17 protein-coding genes are annotated in these 16,369 nt (G+C 65.9%); 11 read left to right on the top strand and 6 right to left on the bottom strand.

Translation table 11 applies throughout. The features are described 5' to 3' along the window. Positions 1-17: 17 nt before the first annotated feature. The 6 genes from AC3WN8_RS03490 (at position 18) to AC3WN8_RS03465 (ending at position 5,673) form a co-directional block, all read left to right on the top strand. The gene (locus AC3WN8_RS03490; protein WP_492668022.1) at positions 18-479 is read left to right on the top strand and encodes a hypothetical protein; all 462 of its coding nucleotides are present in this window, start codon (positions 18-20) and stop codon (positions 477-479) included. Between the two features lie 190 nt (positions 480-669). After that, positions 670-1,854, top strand: coding sequence for a dual-specificity RNA methyltransferase RlmN (gene rlmN, locus AC3WN8_RS03485; RefSeq protein WP_492668021.1), 1,185 nt, complete (start codon positions 670-672; stop codon positions 1,852-1,854). Beyond that, on the top strand, positions 1,847-2,605 hold the full coding sequence (locus AC3WN8_RS03480) for a sulfite exporter TauE/SafE family protein (RefSeq protein ID WP_492667986.1): 759 nt from the start codon (positions 1,847-1,849) through the stop codon (positions 2,603-2,605). The genes rlmN and AC3WN8_RS03480 overlap by 8 nt, the downstream gene beginning before the upstream one ends. A 144-nt stretch (positions 2,606-2,749) precedes the next feature. Continuing rightward, positions 2,750-3,580: a cytochrome b/b6 domain-containing protein gene (locus AC3WN8_RS03475; RefSeq protein WP_492667985.1), complete on the top strand. Its 831-nt coding sequence runs from the start codon at positions 2,750-2,752 to the stop codon at positions 3,578-3,580. Next, positions 3,577-4,341, top strand: a complete 765-nt coding sequence (locus AC3WN8_RS03470; protein WP_492667984.1) for a molybdopterin-dependent oxidoreductase — start codon at positions 3,577-3,579, stop codon at positions 4,339-4,341. Before AC3WN8_RS03475 ends, AC3WN8_RS03470 begins: the two co-directional genes overlap by 4 nt. Positions 4,342-4,440: 99 nt before the next feature. After that, positions 4,441-5,673: a class I SAM-dependent methyltransferase gene (locus tag AC3WN8_RS03465; RefSeq protein WP_492667983.1), complete on the top strand. Its 1,233-nt coding sequence runs from the start codon at positions 4,441-4,443 to the stop codon at positions 5,671-5,673. 193 nt (positions 5,674-5,866) lie between these two features. On the opposite strand, the gene bdcA is transcribed toward AC3WN8_RS03465, so the two are convergent. After that, positions 5,867-6,580 (bottom strand): SDR family oxidoreductase, encoded by a 714-nt coding sequence (gene bdcA / locus AC3WN8_RS03460; protein ID WP_492667982.1) that lies wholly within the window; start codon positions 6,578-6,580, stop codon positions 5,867-5,869. Positions 6,581-6,654: 74 nt separating this feature from the next. Between bdcA and AC3WN8_RS03455 the strand changes: the two genes are divergently transcribed. Then, positions 6,655-7,272: a TetR/AcrR family transcriptional regulator gene (locus AC3WN8_RS03455; RefSeq protein WP_492667981.1), complete on the top strand. Its 618-nt coding sequence runs from the start codon at positions 6,655-6,657 to the stop codon at positions 7,270-7,272. Here AC3WN8_RS03455 and AC3WN8_RS03450 read toward each other — a convergent pair. Then, on the bottom strand, positions 7,260-7,679 hold the full coding sequence (locus AC3WN8_RS03450; protein ID WP_492667980.1) for a DUF1801 domain-containing protein: 420 nt from the start codon (positions 7,677-7,679) through the stop codon (positions 7,260-7,262). The genes AC3WN8_RS03455 and AC3WN8_RS03450 overlap by 13 nt on opposite strands. A 92-nt stretch (positions 7,680-7,771) precedes the next feature. Here AC3WN8_RS03450 and AC3WN8_RS03445 point away from each other — a divergent pair, with 92 nt between their 5' ends. Beyond that, positions 7,772-8,989: an argininosuccinate synthase gene (locus tag AC3WN8_RS03445; protein WP_492667979.1), complete on the top strand. Its 1,218-nt coding sequence runs from the start codon at positions 7,772-7,774 to the stop codon at positions 8,987-8,989. Positions 8,990-8,992: 3 nt separating this feature from the next. Here the strand turns inward: AC3WN8_RS03445 and AC3WN8_RS03440 are convergent, their stop codons facing one another. The 3 genes from AC3WN8_RS03440 to AC3WN8_RS03430 are packed head-to-tail and all read right to left on the bottom strand — an operon-like array spanning position 8,993 to position 11,324. Further along, positions 8,993-9,394 (bottom strand): GtrA family protein, encoded by a 402-nt coding sequence (locus AC3WN8_RS03440; RefSeq protein ID WP_492667978.1) that lies wholly within the window; start codon positions 9,392-9,394, stop codon positions 8,993-8,995. Beyond that, complete coding sequence (locus tag AC3WN8_RS03435) at positions 9,391-10,590, bottom strand: glycosyltransferase family 87 protein (RefSeq protein WP_492667977.1); 1,200 nt, start codon at positions 10,588-10,590, stop codon at positions 9,391-9,393. The genes AC3WN8_RS03440 and AC3WN8_RS03435 overlap by 4 nt, the downstream gene beginning before the upstream one ends. Before the next feature lie 35 nt (positions 10,591-10,625). After that, positions 10,626-11,324 carry a class I SAM-dependent methyltransferase gene (locus AC3WN8_RS03430; protein ID WP_492667976.1) on the bottom strand — a complete coding sequence of 233 codons (699 nt, stop codon included), beginning with the start codon at positions 11,322-11,324 and terminating at the stop codon, positions 10,626-10,628. A gap of 169 nt (positions 11,325-11,493) precedes the next feature. On the opposite strand from AC3WN8_RS03430, the gene AC3WN8_RS03425 reads away from it, so the two are divergent. After that, positions 11,494-13,284, top strand: coding sequence for an AcrB/AcrD/AcrF family protein (locus AC3WN8_RS03425; RefSeq protein ID WP_492667975.1), 1,791 nt, complete (start codon positions 11,494-11,496; stop codon positions 13,282-13,284). Here the strand turns inward: AC3WN8_RS03425 and AC3WN8_RS03420 are convergent. Continuing rightward, complete coding sequence (locus tag AC3WN8_RS03420) at positions 13,274-14,215, bottom strand: LysR family transcriptional regulator (protein ID WP_492667974.1); 942 nt, start codon at positions 14,213-14,215, stop codon at positions 13,274-13,276. The genes AC3WN8_RS03425 and AC3WN8_RS03420 overlap by 11 nt on opposite strands. Positions 14,216-14,317: 102 nt before the next feature. Between AC3WN8_RS03420 and leuC the strand changes: the two genes are divergently transcribed. Together leuC and leuD are read left to right on the top strand one after the other, a co-directional pair. Continuing rightward, positions 14,318-15,754, top strand: coding sequence for a 3-isopropylmalate dehydratase large subunit (gene leuC, locus AC3WN8_RS03415; RefSeq protein WP_492667973.1), 1,437 nt, complete (start codon positions 14,318-14,320; stop codon positions 15,752-15,754). Next, complete coding sequence (gene leuD, locus AC3WN8_RS03410) at positions 15,754-16,362, top strand: 3-isopropylmalate dehydratase small subunit (protein WP_492667972.1); 609 nt, start codon at positions 15,754-15,756, stop codon at positions 16,360-16,362. Before leuC ends, leuD begins: the two co-directional genes overlap by 1 nt. Positions 16,363-16,369: the final 7 nt, after the last annotated feature.

Here is a 16,369-nt window from a genome sequence, read left to right as displayed (position 1 = left end):
TTGCTGTCGCGCTTGCCATGCTTATGGCCGCGATACCGGCGATGGCGCGCGATTCGCTGGGCATCTTCGAAGGCTGGGGCGCATTCCGCGACGATCGCCCGCTGCGCTGTTTCGCGATCGCCGAGCCGGCCGCGCGCAGTGCCGGCGGACGCTGGCGGCCCTTTGCGAGCGTGGCGCACTGGCCCGGCCGCAATGTCCGCGGTCAGCTCCATGTCCGGATGAGTCGCACCCGCGCCGCCGACGCGGCGGTGACCCTGACCGTCGGCGACCGGCGTTTCCGCCTGGCGGCGGGCGGCGCCGACGCCTGGGCGCCCGATGCGCGTGCCGATGCCGCGATCGTCGCGGCGATGCGCAGCGCCACCAGCATGGCGATCGCGAGTCGCGATGCGAGTGGCCGCGCCTTCACCGACGCCTATCGTCTGCGCGGCGCCGCGACCGCGATCGATGCCGCCGCATTGGGCTGTGCGCGAAGGCGGTAGAACGCGAAAACGACTGCACCGTTTGTCCCGAGCGAAGTCGAGGGACGTGGCGCAGGCCTCAAACGTCCCTCGACTTCGCTCGGGACAAACGGAGAATGGGAGAGGCGCCTGAGCCCCTCACCATCCTTTTCTGGAAAACACGGGCATTTTTCCCTACATGGCGCCGATGAACGCCCCCCAGACCATGAACATGGCCATCCCCGGCCATATCGATCCCGTGCCCGTGCCGCGTGCCGAGGTTCCACGTGCCGATGGCCGGATCGACCTGGTCGGCCTGTCGCGCGACACGATCCGTGCGGCGCTGGCCGAGGCCGGAATGGACGCCAAACAGGCGAAGCTGCGCGCCAAGCAGCTCTGGCACTGGATCTATAATCGCGGCGCGACCGAGTTCTCGGTGATGACCGACATCGCCAAGGCCCAGCATCCCTGGCTGGCCGAGCGTTTCGTGATCAGCCGCCCCGAAGTCGTCGAGGCGCAGGTCTCGACCGACGGCACGCGCAAATGGCTGCTGCGGTCCGATGACGGCCAGGATTACGAGATGGTCTTCATCCCCGATGCCGATCGGGGAACATTGTGCGTGTCGAGCCAGGTCGGCTGCACGCTCAATTGCCGCTTCTGCCATACCGGCACGATGCGGCTGGTGCGCAATCTGATGCCCGGCGAGATCGTCGGACAGGTGATGCTGGCGCGCGATTCGCTGGGCGAATGGCCGTCGCAGTCCGAGGGGCGGATGCTCACCAACATCGTGATGATGGGCATGGGCGAACCGCTCTATAATTTCGACGCGGTGCGCGACGCGCTGAAGATCGTGATGGACGGCGACGGACTGGCGCTGTCGAAGCGGCGAATCACGCTCTCGACCTCGGGCGTGGTGCCGATGATGGCGCGCGCGGGCGAGGAGATCGGCGTCAATCTCGCGGTCTCGCTTCATGCGGTCACCAAGGAAGTGCGCGACGAGATCGTGCCGCTCAACCGCAAATACGGGATAGAGGAGCTGCTCCAGGCCTGTGCCGACTATCCCGGCGCCAACAATGCCCGGCGGATCACTTTCGAATATGTGATGCTGAAGGACAAGAATGACAGCGACGAGGATGCCTATGAGCTCGTCCGGCTGATCAAGAAGTACAAGCTGCCCGCCAAGGTGAACCTGATCCCGTTCAATCCCTGGCCGGGCGCTGCCTATGAATGCTCGACGCCCGAACGGGTGCGGCGCTTCTCCGACATCGTGTTCGAGGGTGGTATCTCCGCGCCCGTCCGGACGCCGCGCGGCCGCGATATCGATGCGGCATGCGGCCAGCTCAAGACGAGCGCGGAAAAGAAGAGCCGGGCCGAGCTCGACCGGCTGGCAGAGGAAAAGCAGGCGGCGCTTGGCTGATCTCGCCGCGGCGGGACTGGCGCTGGCGGGCGGCCTTGTCGGCGGCGCGATGAACGCGCTCGCCGGCGGTGGCACCTTTGCGACGATGCCGATCCTGATCGCGCTCGGACTGCCGTCGCCGGTCGCCAACGCCACCAGCAATGTTGCGCTCCAGCCCGGAGCGATCGCAAGTGCCTGGGCCTATCGCGACGGGCTGGAGCCGCTGGGCGGCATCCGCGTCCGCACGCTCGTCACGATCACCTTTATCGGGGGGCTGGCGGGCAGCCTGCTGCTCGTCGCCACGCCGGTACGCACCTTCGACATCGTCATTCCCTGGCTATTGCTGCTCGCCACGCTGGTCATGGCGTTCGGCAAACGCGCCTCGAACGCACTGCACAGCCGGGTCAGCATCGGTGCCGGCACGCTGATCGCGGTCCAGCTCGCGCTGGGCATCTATGGCGGCTATTTCGGTGGCGGCGTCGGATTGATGATGATGGCGGCCTGGGGCCTGCTCGCCGGCGCGGAGCCGCATCATCTGGCAGCGCCGCGGACCCTGATGCTCGCGGTCGCCAATGCCGCCGCGACGATCATCTTCGTGGTTGCCGCGATGGTGGTCTGGGAGCTGGCGGTGCCGATGCTGCTCGGGGCGATCGCGGGCGGCTATCTCGGCGCGCGGGTCGGGCGGATCCTGCCGCCGCAGGTGATTCGCGCGGTCACCCTGTTCGTCACCGCGGCGATGACCATCGTCTTCTTCTGGCGCGCTTATCATTGATACTGGATCTCGATGAGTCGAACTCATCGAGATCCAGTATCAGCCCGCGCGGCGCTTGAGCGAACCGATCGAGGATGCGTCAGCATCTTCGAGATCGCGTATTGCCGGGTTTACAGGCAGGTCGGCGAATGGGATTGTCGACGCATGGCGAGCCTGGCCGAGACCGAGCGAGACGCGGCAGAGGCGCCGCAGCCGGCCCCGCGCGTCCTCCGCCATCGCCTTTCCACACGCATCTGGCATTGGACCAATGCGCTCGCGGTCTTCACGCTGCTGATGAGCGGGCTGATGATCTTCAACGCGCATCCCCGGCTCTATTGGGGCCAGTATGGCGCCAACCGGGATCGGGCCTGGCTGCAGATCGGATCGGACGAGACGCGCGGCTATCTCCAGATCGGCAACCGGCGCTGGGACACCAGCGGCATGCTGGGACGGTGGGAAGATCCTCAGGGCCGTGTCCAGCGGCGCGCCTTTCCGCATTGGGCGACGATCCCGTCCACCTATAATCTGGCGCTCGCGCGGCGCTGGCATCTGAGTTTCGCCTGGCTGTTCGCGTTCGGATTGCTGGCCTTCATGATCCGTGCGTTCTGGAACGGCCATGTCCGCCGCGATCTCAGTCTCACGCGCGCCGAGATCGCGCCGCCGGTGGTCTGGCGCGACGTGAAGGATCATCTGAAGCTGCGTTTCGATCATGGCGGCGGCTATAATGTGCTGCAAAAGGCGAGCTATATCGGCGTCATCTTCATGCTGTTGCCGCTGCTGATCCTGACCGGGCTCACCATGTCTCCGGGAATGGACGCGGCCTGGCCCTGGCTGCTCGACCTGTTCGGCGGGCGCCAGTCGGCACGTTCGATCCATTTCATCGCCGCGGCCGCGATCGTCGTCTTCATCATCGTCCATCTGCTGCTGGTGCTGCTCGCCGGGCCGATGCGCGGGATCGGCGGCATGATCACCGGCCGGATGAAGGTGCGCGCATGAACGGGTTCGTCACCCGACGACGGTTGCTGGCGGGTGCTGCGCTGGGGGCGGGCGGTTTGCTCACCGGCTGCGACCGGCTCGGCGAAAGCCCGGCATTCCGCAAGATCCTGTTCTCCGCCGATGCGATGAACCGGCATGCCCAGCGGCTGATCACCGACCGGCATGCATTGGCGCGCGAGTTCGAGGCGGCGGATCTTTCGCCCTTCTTCCGCGGCAACGGCACCCAGAATCCGCAGGGCGAGGATTATCGTGGCCATGCCACCGAGAATTTCGCGCGCTGGCGGCTCGATATCGGCGGGCTGGTGGCGCGGCCGCAAAGCCTGACCATGGCGCAGATCCGGTCGATGCCCGCGCGGACCCAGATCACCCGCCATGATTGCGTCGAGGGCTGGAGCGCGATCGGCAAATGGACGGGCGTGCCGCTCCACCGGCTGCTCGACCTGGCGGGGCTGCGCGAATCGGCACGCTATCTCGTCTTTCGCTGTGCCGACGAGATGGGCGGCGGCATCGCTTATTATGAATCGATCGACCTGATCGATGCCTTCCACCCCCAGACCATCATGGCCTGGGCGCTCAACGACAGCATCCTGCCGATTCGCAATGGCGCGCCGCTGCGCCTGCGCGTCGAGCGCCAGCTTGGCTACAAGCACGCCAAATATGTCCAGGCGATCGACGCAGTGGCCAGCCTCGACGGGATCGGGCTGGGCAAGGGCGGCTTCTGGGAAGATCGCGCGCAATATGAATGGTATGCGGGTATTTGATGCGCGATCATGGGGATGTCGACGTATCGGTCTTGACCCCGCGCCCGGCTTTTCGCATTCCGACCATCCTGGAGAGGGGGATCGACAGAAGGAGGCCTGATGGCTTTGATCGATGCGTTCCTGTCGCGGCTCGTCGCCCGCGGCACGCTCACTCTCACCGACCATGCCGGGCGTAGTCGCCGCTTCGGCACCCCCGATCCCGATTATGGCGACGTCGCCATCCGATTCACCGATGCGGGCGCCGCCAGCTATGTGGCGAGCCATCCGCGGCTGGGGGCGGCGGAAGCGTATATGGACGGGCGGCTGGTCGTCGAACAGGGCGACATTCTCGATCTCATCACGCTGGTGCGCAAGAATCAGCCCTGGGAACGCGGCGGCCAACTCCGCATCCGCAATCCGCTGCGCCGCGCGCTCAGCGACATGGGCAGCCGGCTGTCGCGCCTCAACTGGCAATCGCGATCGAAGCGCAACGTCGCGCATCATTACGATCTCGGCAATGATTTCTACCGGCTCTTCCTCGATGCCGACATGCAATATAGCTGCGCCTATTTCACCGATCCGGCGCACAGCCTGGAACAGGCGCAGATCGACAAAAAGGCGCATATCGCGGCCAAGCTCCACCTGAAGCCCGGCCAGCGGGTGCTCGACATCGGGTGCGGCTGGGGCGGCATGGCGCTTTATCTCCACCGCACCTGCGGCGTCGACGTGCTCGGCGTGACGCTGTCGGAAGAGCAGCTCAAAGTGGCGCGCGAACGCGCGGCCGCCGCCGGCGTGTCGGACAATGTGAAGTTCGAGCTGATCGATTATCGCAATGTCGAGGGGCAGTTCGACCGGATCGTCTCGGTCGGCATGTTCGAGCATGTCGGCCCGCCGCATTTCCGCGAATTCTTCCGCAAATGCCGCAACCTGCTGACCGAGGATGGCGCGATGCTGCTCCATACCATCGGCCGCTTCGGCGTGCCCGGCACCACCGACGCGTTCACGCGGAAATACATCTTTCCCGGCGGCTATATTCCGGCCTTGTCGGAAACGCTCGCCGCAAGCGAGAGATGCCGGCTGATCGCCGCCGATGTCGAGACGCTCAGGCTGCATTACGCGCTGACCATCCGGCATTGGTACCAGCGCACTGTCGCCAATCGCGACGCGATCGTCGCCATGTATGACGAGCGCTTCTACCGGATGTGGCTCTTCTACCTCGCCGGGGCGATCTCGACCTTCGAGCATGGCGGCATGGGCAATTACCAGATCCTCTATACCCGCCGCCGCGATGCGCTGCCCATCACCCGCGACTGGATCGCGGAGGAGGAGAAGCGCCTCGCGAATTTAGGTTGAGAGTCTTTGTTGAGAAAGTCGGCGCCGCCCTCCGCAGCTATTCCACCGATGCTTCGCATCGCCGGAACCTTGAGCTGCTCCGCCCGGCCCCCCGCCCAACCACCCGATCCAGCATGATCCTGTCGGGTGGTTGGGCGGGGGAGCGGGCCGGTACCGTCAGAAAGCACTCTTCCGCGCTTTCTCAAATCAACGCTCAGGCGCCGAAGCCGCCGTCGATCGTCTGCATCGATCCGGTGATCATCGCGGCTTCGGGGCTGGCAAGATAGGCGGCCAGGCCGGCAACTTCGTCGGCATGGACATGGCGCTTGATCGCCATGAAGCCGTGCATCGTCTCGGCCATCGGCCCTTCGGCCGGGTTCATCTCGGTATCGGTCGGCCCCGGCTGGATGCTGTTCACGGTGATGCCGCGTTCGCCGAAATCGCGGGCCAGGCCGCGCACCATGCCCTGCATCGCCGATTTGGTGAGCGCATAGGCGGCGCCCCCGGCAAAGGGCACGCGGTCGCCATTGGTCGATCCGATCACGATGATGCGCCCACCCTCGACCATGGTCCGGGCTGCCTCGACCGCCGCGTGATAGGGCGCGCGGACATTGATATCGATCATCCGGTCGACGGTATCGGCCTCGAGCGTCAGTGGATCGCCCAGCGCCAGCGTGCCGGCGTTGATCACGATCAGGTCGAGCGGGCCGCGCGACGCCACGGTTGCGATCAGTGCGTCGCGATCGGCGCTGTCGGTCCGGATCGCCTCCGTACCGGTGTCGGCTGCGAGCGCTTCGGCGGCCGCCTGTGCGCCGGCATAGGTGAAGGCGACGCGGCCGCCATCATGCGCGAAGCGACGGACGATGGCGGCACCGATGCCGCGGCTGCCGCCCAGGACGAGGATGTTCTTGTTGGTGAAGTCGGTCATGTGAAGCTTCCTTGCGATCTTGTGTAGTGATCGCTACATATTATCCTGATGGCGTGCCTGCAAGGATTATTTTAGTGACTGCTACAAAAAAGGCGGAGCCCGGCGTTTCTCCTGCGCGCGGTCGACCGCGCGCCTTCGATGCCGAACGTGCGGTGGAGACGGCCATGGGGCTGTTCCACCGCAAGGGGTATGACGGTGTGGGCGTGGCCGAGATCGTTGCGGCACTGGGGATCAAGCCGCCAAGCTTCTATGCGGCATTCGGCAGCAAGGCCGGGCTGTTCCGGCGCACGCTTGCGCTCTACGCGGATAGCGAGGCCAATGTCCTTGCGACCGCGCTGGCCGAGGGCGGTGACGTCGCGACGGTGATCGCGCGGATGTTCCGGCTTGCGGCGACCATCTATACCGTTCCGGGATGCGCGGCGGGCTGCCTGGTGCTCGACGGCACCCGCAACAGCGTCGATCCGGAGGCGCGATCGATCGCGGGCGAGGCCAAGGCGGCCAGCCGGGCCGCGGTCCGCGACTTCATCGCCACCGAATATCCCGATCGCGCCGACGAACTCGCCGAATTCGCGACCATCGCGCTGGCCGGCATGTCCGCCAGTGCGCGCGACGGCGACGATCGCGCGTCGCTGGCGCGCTTCGCCGAAAAGGCCGGTCGTGCGTTCGGCCGGGAGGCCGCTCAGTCGGGGTAATGCGCGTCCATATAGGCGAGCGATTCGGCAGCGAGCCGTTCGAGCACGGCCATGTCGATGTCGGCGAGCCGCTTGACGTAGAGGCAGCCCTTGCCGCTGTCATGCTTGCCGAGCGTGGCGAGCAGCGTCTCGAAGGCCGGGGTGCGACCGTTGAAATACAGCACGAGCGCGGCCTTGCGCGGGCTGAAGCCGATCCGGCATGCCTCACCCTCGCGCCCGCTTTCATAGCGGTAATGATAGCGGCCATAGCCGATGATGCTGGGTCCCCACATCGTGGGCGCCAGGCCGGTCACCCTGCGCAGCATCGCGTCGAGCGCCCGGGCATCCTCGCGTCGCGCGTCGGATTCGACCGCGTCGATGAACACCGCCACGTCGCTTTCAGTGGGCTGGGTCTTGTTTTCGACCATCGCCGTCTCCCCTTTCCGAGCGCAAATGTTGCACAGGCGCGGCTTTCCGCATAGGCGCACTCGCGCGATTCCCGGCATGAGAAGGATCCCTGATGAGTGACAAGATCAACCGTGTGGTGCTGGCCTATTCGGGCGGTCTCGACACCAGCGTGATCCTGAAATGGCTTCAGCAGACCTATCAATGCGAAGTCGTCACCTTCACCGCCGATCTCGGCCAGGGTGAGGAGCTGGAACCGGCGCGCCGCAAGGCCGAGATGGCCGGCGTCAAGCCCGAGCATATCTTCATCGACGATCTGCGCGAGGAATTCGTCGGCGACTTCGTCTATCCGATGATGCGCGCCAACGCCCTGTACGAAGGCCTCTATCTGCTCGGCACCTCCATTGCGCGGCCGCTGATCGCCAAGCGCCAGATCGAGATCGCACGTCAGGTCAATGCCGATGCGGTCAGCCATGGCGCGACCGGCAAGGGCAATGATCAGGTCCGTTTCGAGCTCGGCTATTACGCGCTCGCGCCCGACATCAAGGTGATCGCGCCGTGGCGCGAATGGGATCTGACCAGCCGTACGAGGCTGATCGAATTCGCCGAGGCGCACCAGATCCCGGTTTCCAAGGACAAGCGCGGCGAAGCGCCGTTCTCGACCGATGCGAATCTTCTCCACACCTCGTCCGAGGGCAAGGTGCTCGAGGATCCGTGGGAGGAAGTGCCCGACTATGTCTTCTCGCGCACCGTCAGCCCCGAGGATGCGCCCGACACGCCGGAGATCATCACGATCGATTTCGAGCGCGGCGACGCGGTGGCGATCAATGGCGAAGGCCTGTCGCCCGCCAGCCTGCTGACCAAGCTCAACGAACTCGGCCGCACGCACGGCATCGGCCGGCTCGACCTGGTCGAAAACCGTTTCGTCGGCATGAAGTCGCGCGGCATGTACGAAACCCCCGGCGGCACGATCCTGCATCTGGCGCATCGCGGCATCGAACAGGTGACGCTCGACCGGGGTGCGGCGCATCTGAAGGACGAGCTGATGCCGCGCTATGCCGAGCTGCTCTATAACGGCTTCTGGTTCAGCCCGGAGCGCGAGATGCTGCAGGCGGCGATCGACCACAGCCAGGAAAAGGTGAGCGGCACCGTCCGCCTGAAGCTCTACAAGGGCGCGGCGCACATCATCGGCCGCAAGTCGCCCAATTCGCTCTATTCGGAGAAGGTCGTGACCTTCGAGGACGATCAGGGCGCCTATGACCAGCGCGACGCCGAAGGCTTCATCAAGCTGAACGCGCTGCGGCTGCGGCTGCTGGGGCGCCGCGACCGTTGAGCTTCAGCGTCTGAACGTCCAGAAGCGGTTGAGCGCAAAGCCGAACCAGGGCGTCACGAGAATCATCGGAGCGATGGACAAAGTGACGCCCAGCGACAGTTTCTGAACGAACAGCCAGACCCAGAAGCTGTTGAGGAAATAGGTCAGCAGCGAGACGACGACGAAACGGCCGGGCGCGCCCAGGCCTTTCGCCGCGGTGTTGGTGTGGCCGAAGGTCCAGCGGCTGTGCAGCACATAGCCGGTGATGCCCGCGACGATCGCGGCGATGGTGTTCGCGAGATAGGCATCGATGCGGATCGGTTCGGCCAGCAGCCAATAGACGCCCGAATGGAGCAATGTGATGGCGCCGCCGCCGACCGCATAGGCGGCGATCTGGCCGAACATCGTCTTGGGCGCGCGGATCATTCCGGATGTTCCGCCCAGTCGCGGCCCGAACGCCATGCGGCGAAGGCAAGCGCGGCCAGGATCGCGACGGGCGACAGCCAAAAGCCCTCGCGCGCCAGCGGCACCTGGGCGAGTGGCGTCACGAACGCCGCGCCATAGGCCAGCCGCTCGGGCGACCACCAGCGCGCGGGTGAGCGCGCCGCCCAGACCAGGGCCGCGAGCGAGAGCGCGACCAGGTCGTAGTTGAACAGATAGGGCAGGATGAGCGGCGTGGCGGCGATCGAGAGCAGGCCGATATCGGTGAGCGTGGCATGCCGCCGTTCGGCCCAGATCAGCAATGCCAGCGTCGTCAGCCCGAAAAGGATCTGGCCCAGCAGCACCGGCCCTTCACGATCGATCGTCAGCAGCATCCGGGCGACCGTGGGCATCATGAAATAATATTCGCGTTGTGCGCCGGGGTCGATCAGCCCCACCTGGAAGCTGAGCGTCGACGTCAGCCAGGTCGTCCAGGCATCGACGCCGAAGGCAAGCGTCGATGTGAGCACCAGCGCGAGCGTGCCGAGCGTCGCCCAGGCGATCGTCGACCATTCCCGCTTTGCCGCCAGGATCAGTGGCACCAGCACGCCCATATGGGGTTTGACGCTCATCAGCGCGAAACTCAGGCCCGACAGGCCGGGCCGGCGGCCGGCATGCCACCAGCCGTAAAGCGCGAGACCGCCGATCAGATAACCGAAATGCCCCGCCCACAGATTGACCACGGCACCGGGCAGCAGCAGCACCGACCAGAGCGGCAGTCCGGCCTGTTTCAGCCAGGGCCGTGCGGCCCAGGTGAACAATGCGAAGGTTCCGATCAGCCATAAAGCGAGCGACCAGAGATAGGGCGGAAAGCCGAACGGCACCGACAGCATCAGCATGTGTGGCGGATAGGAGAATGCGTAGATGCCGTAGACGTCGGCGGCCGCGCGCAATGTGCGGCGATATTCGGCCCGGTCGTAAATGCCTTCGGCGCCGTTCAGCGCTTCGTGCCCGCCATGCCAGATATTGACGAAATCGCGTCCGACAATGGCAGAGGGTGAGACGTGAAGCCCGGGAAGCTGCCGGAAGCGCTCCAGCTCGCCTGAAAGCAGATCATAGCCGAACCATCCGGTCGCAGGCCAGATCACCAGACCGAACAGCCCGAACGCCATCAACAGGCGCTTGAGCTTCGGCCATTGCAACCGCAACGCCTCCATTACGCGTCAGGTGCCATGGGTCAGGCGATCCGCTCGCGATAGAAGATGTCGCGTCCGACGCTGTCGATCACATGATCCTTCGGAATTGGCGACAACCATCTCAGGAAGCTGTGCGGATAGGGGAAGAAGTGGAGATGCGGGTTGAAGGTGAAGCGATATTCGCGCTCCTGCGGCACCACCAGGATCAGCGTTCCGCGCGTGACGCGACGCAGCTCGGTGAGCGCCTGGCGGAAATCGAGGATATGTTCGAGCACATGGGTGCAGATCACCGTGTCGAAGCTCTTGTCGGCGAAAGGCAATGCTTCGATCGGCCCTTCGACGAAGCTGATATCGGGATGACGCGTGCGCGTACCCTCTTCGATGATGAAATCGGTGCCGGTGATGTCGAGTTCCGGCCGGCGATGCTTGATCCAGTCGGTAAGATAGCCGGTGCCGCAGCCGACATCGAGTATCGTAGTGCCGGCGATCTCGCCCAGGATACGCTCGAGGCACGCCGCGCTGTTGTCGGTCTCGTGCTGCACGCGCGGCAGGCGTTCGTAGATCTCGCGATATTCGTCCGCCGTGACGAAGGGGATGCGCTCGCGAAAGCGCTCGATATCGTCGACCAGCGATCCCCAATGGCGACGGAACAGCCAGCGCATGGCAGTGGAATCGCGGATGAAGGGTGGGATCACCTCCTCGAGCACGGTGCGGATGGCGTTGGTTGTCTCGCGCTTCATCGAGTCCGGTTCATTCCATCTTGGGGGCCGCCGTCTCGGCACATCCCCGCCCTTTCGCGGCGACGCCATAGGGTTTGTCCTCGGTTCCCGCAATGGTTGTCGCTCGGAGACCGTTGCGGGAACCGTGGACACCTCCTAAGCAAAAGCGCGGGCAAACAAGCGGTGGACAATGACAACGAATGATGCGGCCCGCCAGGTCTGGCACAGCGATCGCTGGCGCCTCGCGACGCTTTTCATCTGGCTGATCTTCGCCGCCGGCCTGCTCTTCTGGTATTGGGGCCGGGTCCACTGGTTCGCGCTCGGCGATACCGACGACAATATGCGGATGATGGAGGTCCGTGCCTGGCTGAACGGGCAGGGCTGGTACGATCTCCGCCAATATCGATTGAGCCCGCCTCAGGGTTTCAACATCCATTGGTCGCGGCTCGTCGACCTGCCGATCGCGGCGATCATCCTGGCGGTGAAACCGCTGTTCGGCATCGCGATCGCCGAGCGTGCCGCGATCGCGATCGCGCCGATCCTGCCGCTCTACGTCGTGCTGATCAGCCTGGGTCTCGCGGTCCGCCGGCTGATCGCGCCGTGGAGCTTCCTGGCCGCTGCCTTCGTCCTGCTGGGCGCCGCCGCGACGCTGAGCATGTTCACGCCGGCACGGATCGATCATCATGGCTGGCAGCTTGCCATGGTCGCGCTCATCGTCGCGGGGCTCGCCGATCCCCAGGGGCGGCGCGGCGGTGCGACGGTGGGTGTGGCAAGCGCGCTGTCGCTCGTCATCGGCTTCGAGATGATGCCTTATCTGGCACTTGCCGGTATCGCGATCGTGCTGCGCTGGGTGCTCGACGCGGCGCAGGCGCAGCGGTTGCAGACCTATGGGATCGCGCTTGCCGGCGGGTGCGCGCTGGGCTTTGCGGTCTTCGCCTCGAACGACAATTGGCGGCCGGTCTGCGACGTGCTGTCGCCACCCTGGATGTCGACGATGGTGCTGGCCGGCGGGCTGCTGTTCCTGCTCGGCCGGCTGCCGTTGCGCGGCCCGGTGGCGCGGCTTGCGGCGGCGATCGTCGCCGCGCTGCTGCTCGGCGGCTTCATGGCGCTGGTCTGGCCGCAATGTCTCGGCCGGCCAGAGGGCGTCTCCGACGAATTGCAGCACGACTGGCTCGACAATATCCGCGAAGCGCGCCCGATCACCGTTCAGGAATGGCGCACGGCGGCGATCATGATCACCTTGCCTGCGGTGGGCCTGATCGGCAGTCTCATCGCGCTCCTCAACGCGCGCTACATGGGCGATCGCGATCGCTTCGCCGCCTGGGGATCGATCGCATTGCTGTCGACCTGCGGCTTCGCGTTGCTCTTTTTCCAGATCCGCGCGGCCGCCGCCGCACAGCTTCTCGCGGTCCCGGCGGCGGTCTATCTGATCTGGACGATCGTCCCGCAGCTGCGGGAGAGCAGTAACATCGTGATCCGCGTTGTCGGCGCGACCGTGGTGCTGCTCGCCGCGTCGGGGTTGCTGGTGCCGCTCGCGATCCGCCTGGTGCCGAAGGCGCCGGACAAGCCGGTCTATGCGGCCGTGCGCAAGGCCGGGGCGTCGTGCACGACGATCCCTGCCATGGCGCCGCTGAACCGCGTGCCGCACGCGACGATCCTGACGATGGTCGATCTCGGCCCGCGGCTGATCACGCTCACGCACCATGATGCGATCGCCGGCCCCTATCACCGCAACGGCATGCAGATCCTCGATGTCCATCGCGCCTTCAAGGGCAATGACGCCGGCGCACGGCAGATCGCGCGCAAATATGGCGCGACCTTGCTGCTGATCTGCCCCAATTTCGCCGAGGCGACGGTCTATCGTTCCAAGGCGCCCAAGGGCTTCTACGCGGGGCTGGAACGCGGCATCGTTCCCGCCTGGCTGGAACCCGTGCCGTTGCCGGCGAAATCGCCGTTCAAGCTCTGGCGGATCAAGCCTTAGGACCGGTCGTGTCGGCAACCTTCGAAGCCTCCGGCGCCTTGCGCAACATCTCCCAGAAACTTTCGACCGCCGCGTTGCGGCGGGCCCGCGGCCGGAAGAGCCGGATCTCGATCGGGACATGCCAGCTTTCGTCGCCGGCCGGGGCGATCCGGCCCGAATCGAGATCGGCCTTGGCCAGGCTGAGCGGCGCCCATGCGATGCCGCGCCCGTCGCGCGCCATGCTGAGCAGCGCATTGGCAAGATGCGAGCGGAAGACCGGGCGCAATCCCGGTGCGCCGCGCGTGATCACCTTGGCGGCTTCCAGGATGCGCCCCATGCCCGATCGCTCCTCGAATTCCAGATAGGGCACCGGTTCGGACGGATCGCCGGGCAGGCGGTGTACCGGCGACCCGTCCGCATTCACGGCGGAGACGGGCAGCAGCATGTCCTCACCCAGATGGATCGAGACGAATCCGCTGGGTTCGAGCCGATGTCCGGCGGCCGGATGTGCGTGGCACAGCAGAAAATCGGCGCGCCCTTCGAGCATATAGCGTTCGCAGGCGACCATGTGATCGGCGATCAGCGTCACCGTGCCCAGGTCGCGCTCACCCTCTAACCCCCTCAGCCATGGCGGGAAGAACGTGACCGACAGGGCGTGGGTCGCGGCGAAGCGGAGTTCGCTGGTGCGTGCCCCGCCGATCTCCCGCGCCTGATCGCGACCGAGCGACAGGCGCCGGGCGACTTCCTCGGCCACCGTCTTGAACGCCAGGCCCGCTTCGGTCAGCGCGATGCGATGGGTGTCGCGATCGACGAGCGTCGCGCCCACCCATTCCTCGAGCATGCGGATCCGGCGGCTGAATGCCGGCTGGCTCAGATTGCGTGCTTCCGCCGCGCGGGAGAAATTGCCTTCCTCCGCCAGCTTCAGGAAATCTTCGAGCCACACCAGATCCATCGGCCGCTTTCCCGCATCAATTGATAGAAATGCAGCATTGGCCGCATCGCTTTGCGCCGGGCTAGTCCGCTCGTCCCGACACGCCCTGGGAGAAGGACCGGCATGGCGCCCGCGCGAACGCTGTACGACAAGATCATCGATCATCACAGGGTCCGGTCGCTCAATGACGTGACCGGGCCGGGCGAAGCGCTGCTGCTCTATGTCGATCGCACGGTCCTCAACGAATATACCAGCCCGCAGGCGTTCAGCGGTCTGCGTGCGGCGGGACGGACGCTGTGGCGCCCCGCCGCGGCGCTGGGCGTCGTCGATCACGTCAATTCGACCGCGCCCGACCGGACCGGGAGCAGCGACGATCCGGGTGCCCGCCGCCAGATCGAATATTTCGCGCAGAACGGGCGCGATTTCGGCGTCGAGATGTACGACGTGCTGCATCCCAACCAGGGCATCGAACATGTCGTGCTGCCCGATCTGGGCTGGGTTCTGCCCGGCCTGGTGATCGCGGCGGGCGACAGCCATACCACCACCTATGGCGCATTCGGCGCGGTGGGTTTCGGCATCGGTACGTCGGATATCGAGCATCTGCTCGCGACCCAGTGCCTCGTCCATCACCGGTTGAAGACGATGCGGATCACGATCGACGGCATGCTGCCGGTCGGGGTCACCGCAAAGGATGTGGTGATGGCGGTGATCCGGCATATCGGCGCCGACGGCGCGGCCGGACATGCGCTGGAATTCGCGGGCAGCACCATCGACGCGATCGGTGTCGAGGGGCGGATGACGATCTGCAACATGGCGGTCGAATGCGGTGCGCGCGTCGCGCTGATCCGGCCCGACCGGAAGGTCTTCGACTATATCGCCGGGCGGCCGCGCGCGCCGGCGCCGGCGCTTTTGGCCCAGGCGATCCGGTCCTGGGCGGATCTGCGGAGCGATCCTGGCGCGACGTTCGATCGCGAGGTCGCGATCGACGCCGGTCGGATCCCGCCGATGGTCAGCTGGGGGACCAGCCCCGATCAATCGGCCGCGATCGTCGATCGCGTTCCCGATCCCGCGACATTGCCCGACGATCGGCGGCGCGATGCCGAGCGCGCCATCGCCTATATGGGGCTGCGCCCCGATATGCCGCTGGCCGAAGTGACGATCGACCGCGCCTTTATCGGATCGTGCACCAATGCGCGGCTGACCGATCTGCGCGATGCCGCGCGGGTGCTGGTTGGGCGCCGTGTGGCGCCGGGCGTGCGCGCCATGGTGTCGCCGGGCAGCAGCATTGTCCGGCGCGAGGCGGAGGCGGAGGGGCTCGATCGGATCTTCATCGCTGCGGGATTCGAATGGCGGCAATCGGGGTGCTCGATGTGCCTGGCGATGAACGACGACGTGCTCGCGCCCGGCGAGCGTTGCGCATCCAGCACCAACCGCAATTTCGAGGGGCGCCAGGGCAGTGGCGGGCGGACGCATCTGATGAGCCCGGCGATGGTTGCCGCCGCGGCGGTTTCGGGACGGTTGGCCGATGTCCGGTCGCTGCCCCTGCTGGGGGACAAGTGATGCGGGTCTTTGATCGCCTCGACGGGCTCGCCGTCGCCCTGCCGGCCGCCAATATCGATACCGACGTGATCATGCCCAAGATCTTCCTGAAAGGGATCGATCGCGACGGTCTGGCGCGGGGTCTGTTTCACGATCTGCGCTTCGATGCTGCGGGCGTGCCGCGATCCGGTTTCGTGCTCAACCGGCCCGAAGCGGCCGGCACGCGCATCCTCGTCGTCGGCCCCAATTTCGGCTGCGGTTCCTCGCGCGAGCATGCGGTGTGGGGGCTGCTCCAGTTCGGCATTCGGGCGATCATCGGCACGAGCTTCGCCGGCATCTTTGCGGACAATGCCGCGAACAACGGGCTGCTGCTCGCCTCGCTGGACGGCGACGTGCATCATGATCTTGTCCACCGCGTTGGCGACCGGCCCGAAGCGATGACGATCGACCTGGAGGCCCAGACCATCCGGACATCCGGAGAGACCATCGCCTTCGCGATCGATCCGGGCGTACGGCGCATGCTGCTGCTGGGGCTTGACCCGATCGGCGAAACCCTGACCCATGCCGATGCGATACGATCCTTCGAGCGCGCCTATCTCGGCGCGCGTCCCTGGCTCGTCGAGGACTGATCCGCAT

It is taken from the genome of Sphingobium sp. FW305-3-2-15-F-TSA7 (genome assembly GCF_058787155.1).
This window is presented reverse-complemented; position numbering and strand designations above follow the sequence as displayed.

Bases quoted from the DNA above. Each gene is read 5' to 3' on its own strand.
- bdcA (WP_492667982.1), bottom strand. From the start codon at position 6,580: ATGACCGACTTCACCAACAAGAACATCCTCGTCCTGGGCGGCAGCCGC.
- AC3WN8_RS03475 (WP_492667985.1), top strand. From the start codon at position 2,750: ATGGCGAGCCTGGCCGAGACCGAGCGAGACGCGGCAGAGGCGCCGCAG.
- AC3WN8_RS03445 (WP_492667979.1), top strand. From the start codon at position 7,772: ATGAGTGACAAGATCAACCGTGTGGTGCTGGCCTATTCGGGCGGTCTC.
- AC3WN8_RS03425 (WP_492667975.1), top strand. From the start codon at position 11,494: ATGACAACGAATGATGCGGCCCGCCAGGTCTGGCACAGCGATCGCTGG.
- leuC (WP_492667973.1), top strand. From the start codon at position 14,318: ATGGCGCCCGCGCGAACGCTGTACGACAAGATCATCGATCATCACAGG.
- AC3WN8_RS03450 (WP_492667980.1), bottom strand. From the start codon at position 7,679: ATGGTCGAAAACAAGACCCAGCCCACTGAAAGCGACGTGGCGGTGTTC.
- AC3WN8_RS03465 (WP_492667983.1), top strand. From the start codon at position 4,441: ATGGCTTTGATCGATGCGTTCCTGTCGCGGCTCGTCGCCCGCGGCACG.
- AC3WN8_RS03430 (WP_492667976.1), bottom strand. From the start codon at position 11,324: ATGAAGCGCGAGACAACCAACGCCATCCGCACCGTGCTCGAGGAGGTG.
- leuD (WP_492667972.1), top strand. From the start codon at position 15,754: ATGCGGGTCTTTGATCGCCTCGACGGGCTCGCCGTCGCCCTGCCGGCC.
- AC3WN8_RS03490 (WP_492668022.1), top strand. From the start codon at position 18: ATGCTTATGGCCGCGATACCGGCGATGGCGCGCGATTCGCTGGGCATC.
- AC3WN8_RS03420 (WP_492667974.1), bottom strand. From the start codon at position 14,215: ATGGATCTGGTGTGGCTCGAAGATTTCCTGAAGCTGGCGGAGGAAGGC.
- AC3WN8_RS03440 (WP_492667978.1), bottom strand. From the start codon at position 9,394: ATGATCCGCGCGCCCAAGACGATGTTCGGCCAGATCGCCGCCTATGCG.
- AC3WN8_RS03470 (WP_492667984.1), top strand. From the start codon at position 3,577: ATGAACGGGTTCGTCACCCGACGACGGTTGCTGGCGGGTGCTGCGCTG.
- rlmN (WP_492668021.1), top strand. From the start codon at position 670: ATGGCCATCCCCGGCCATATCGATCCCGTGCCCGTGCCGCGTGCCGAG.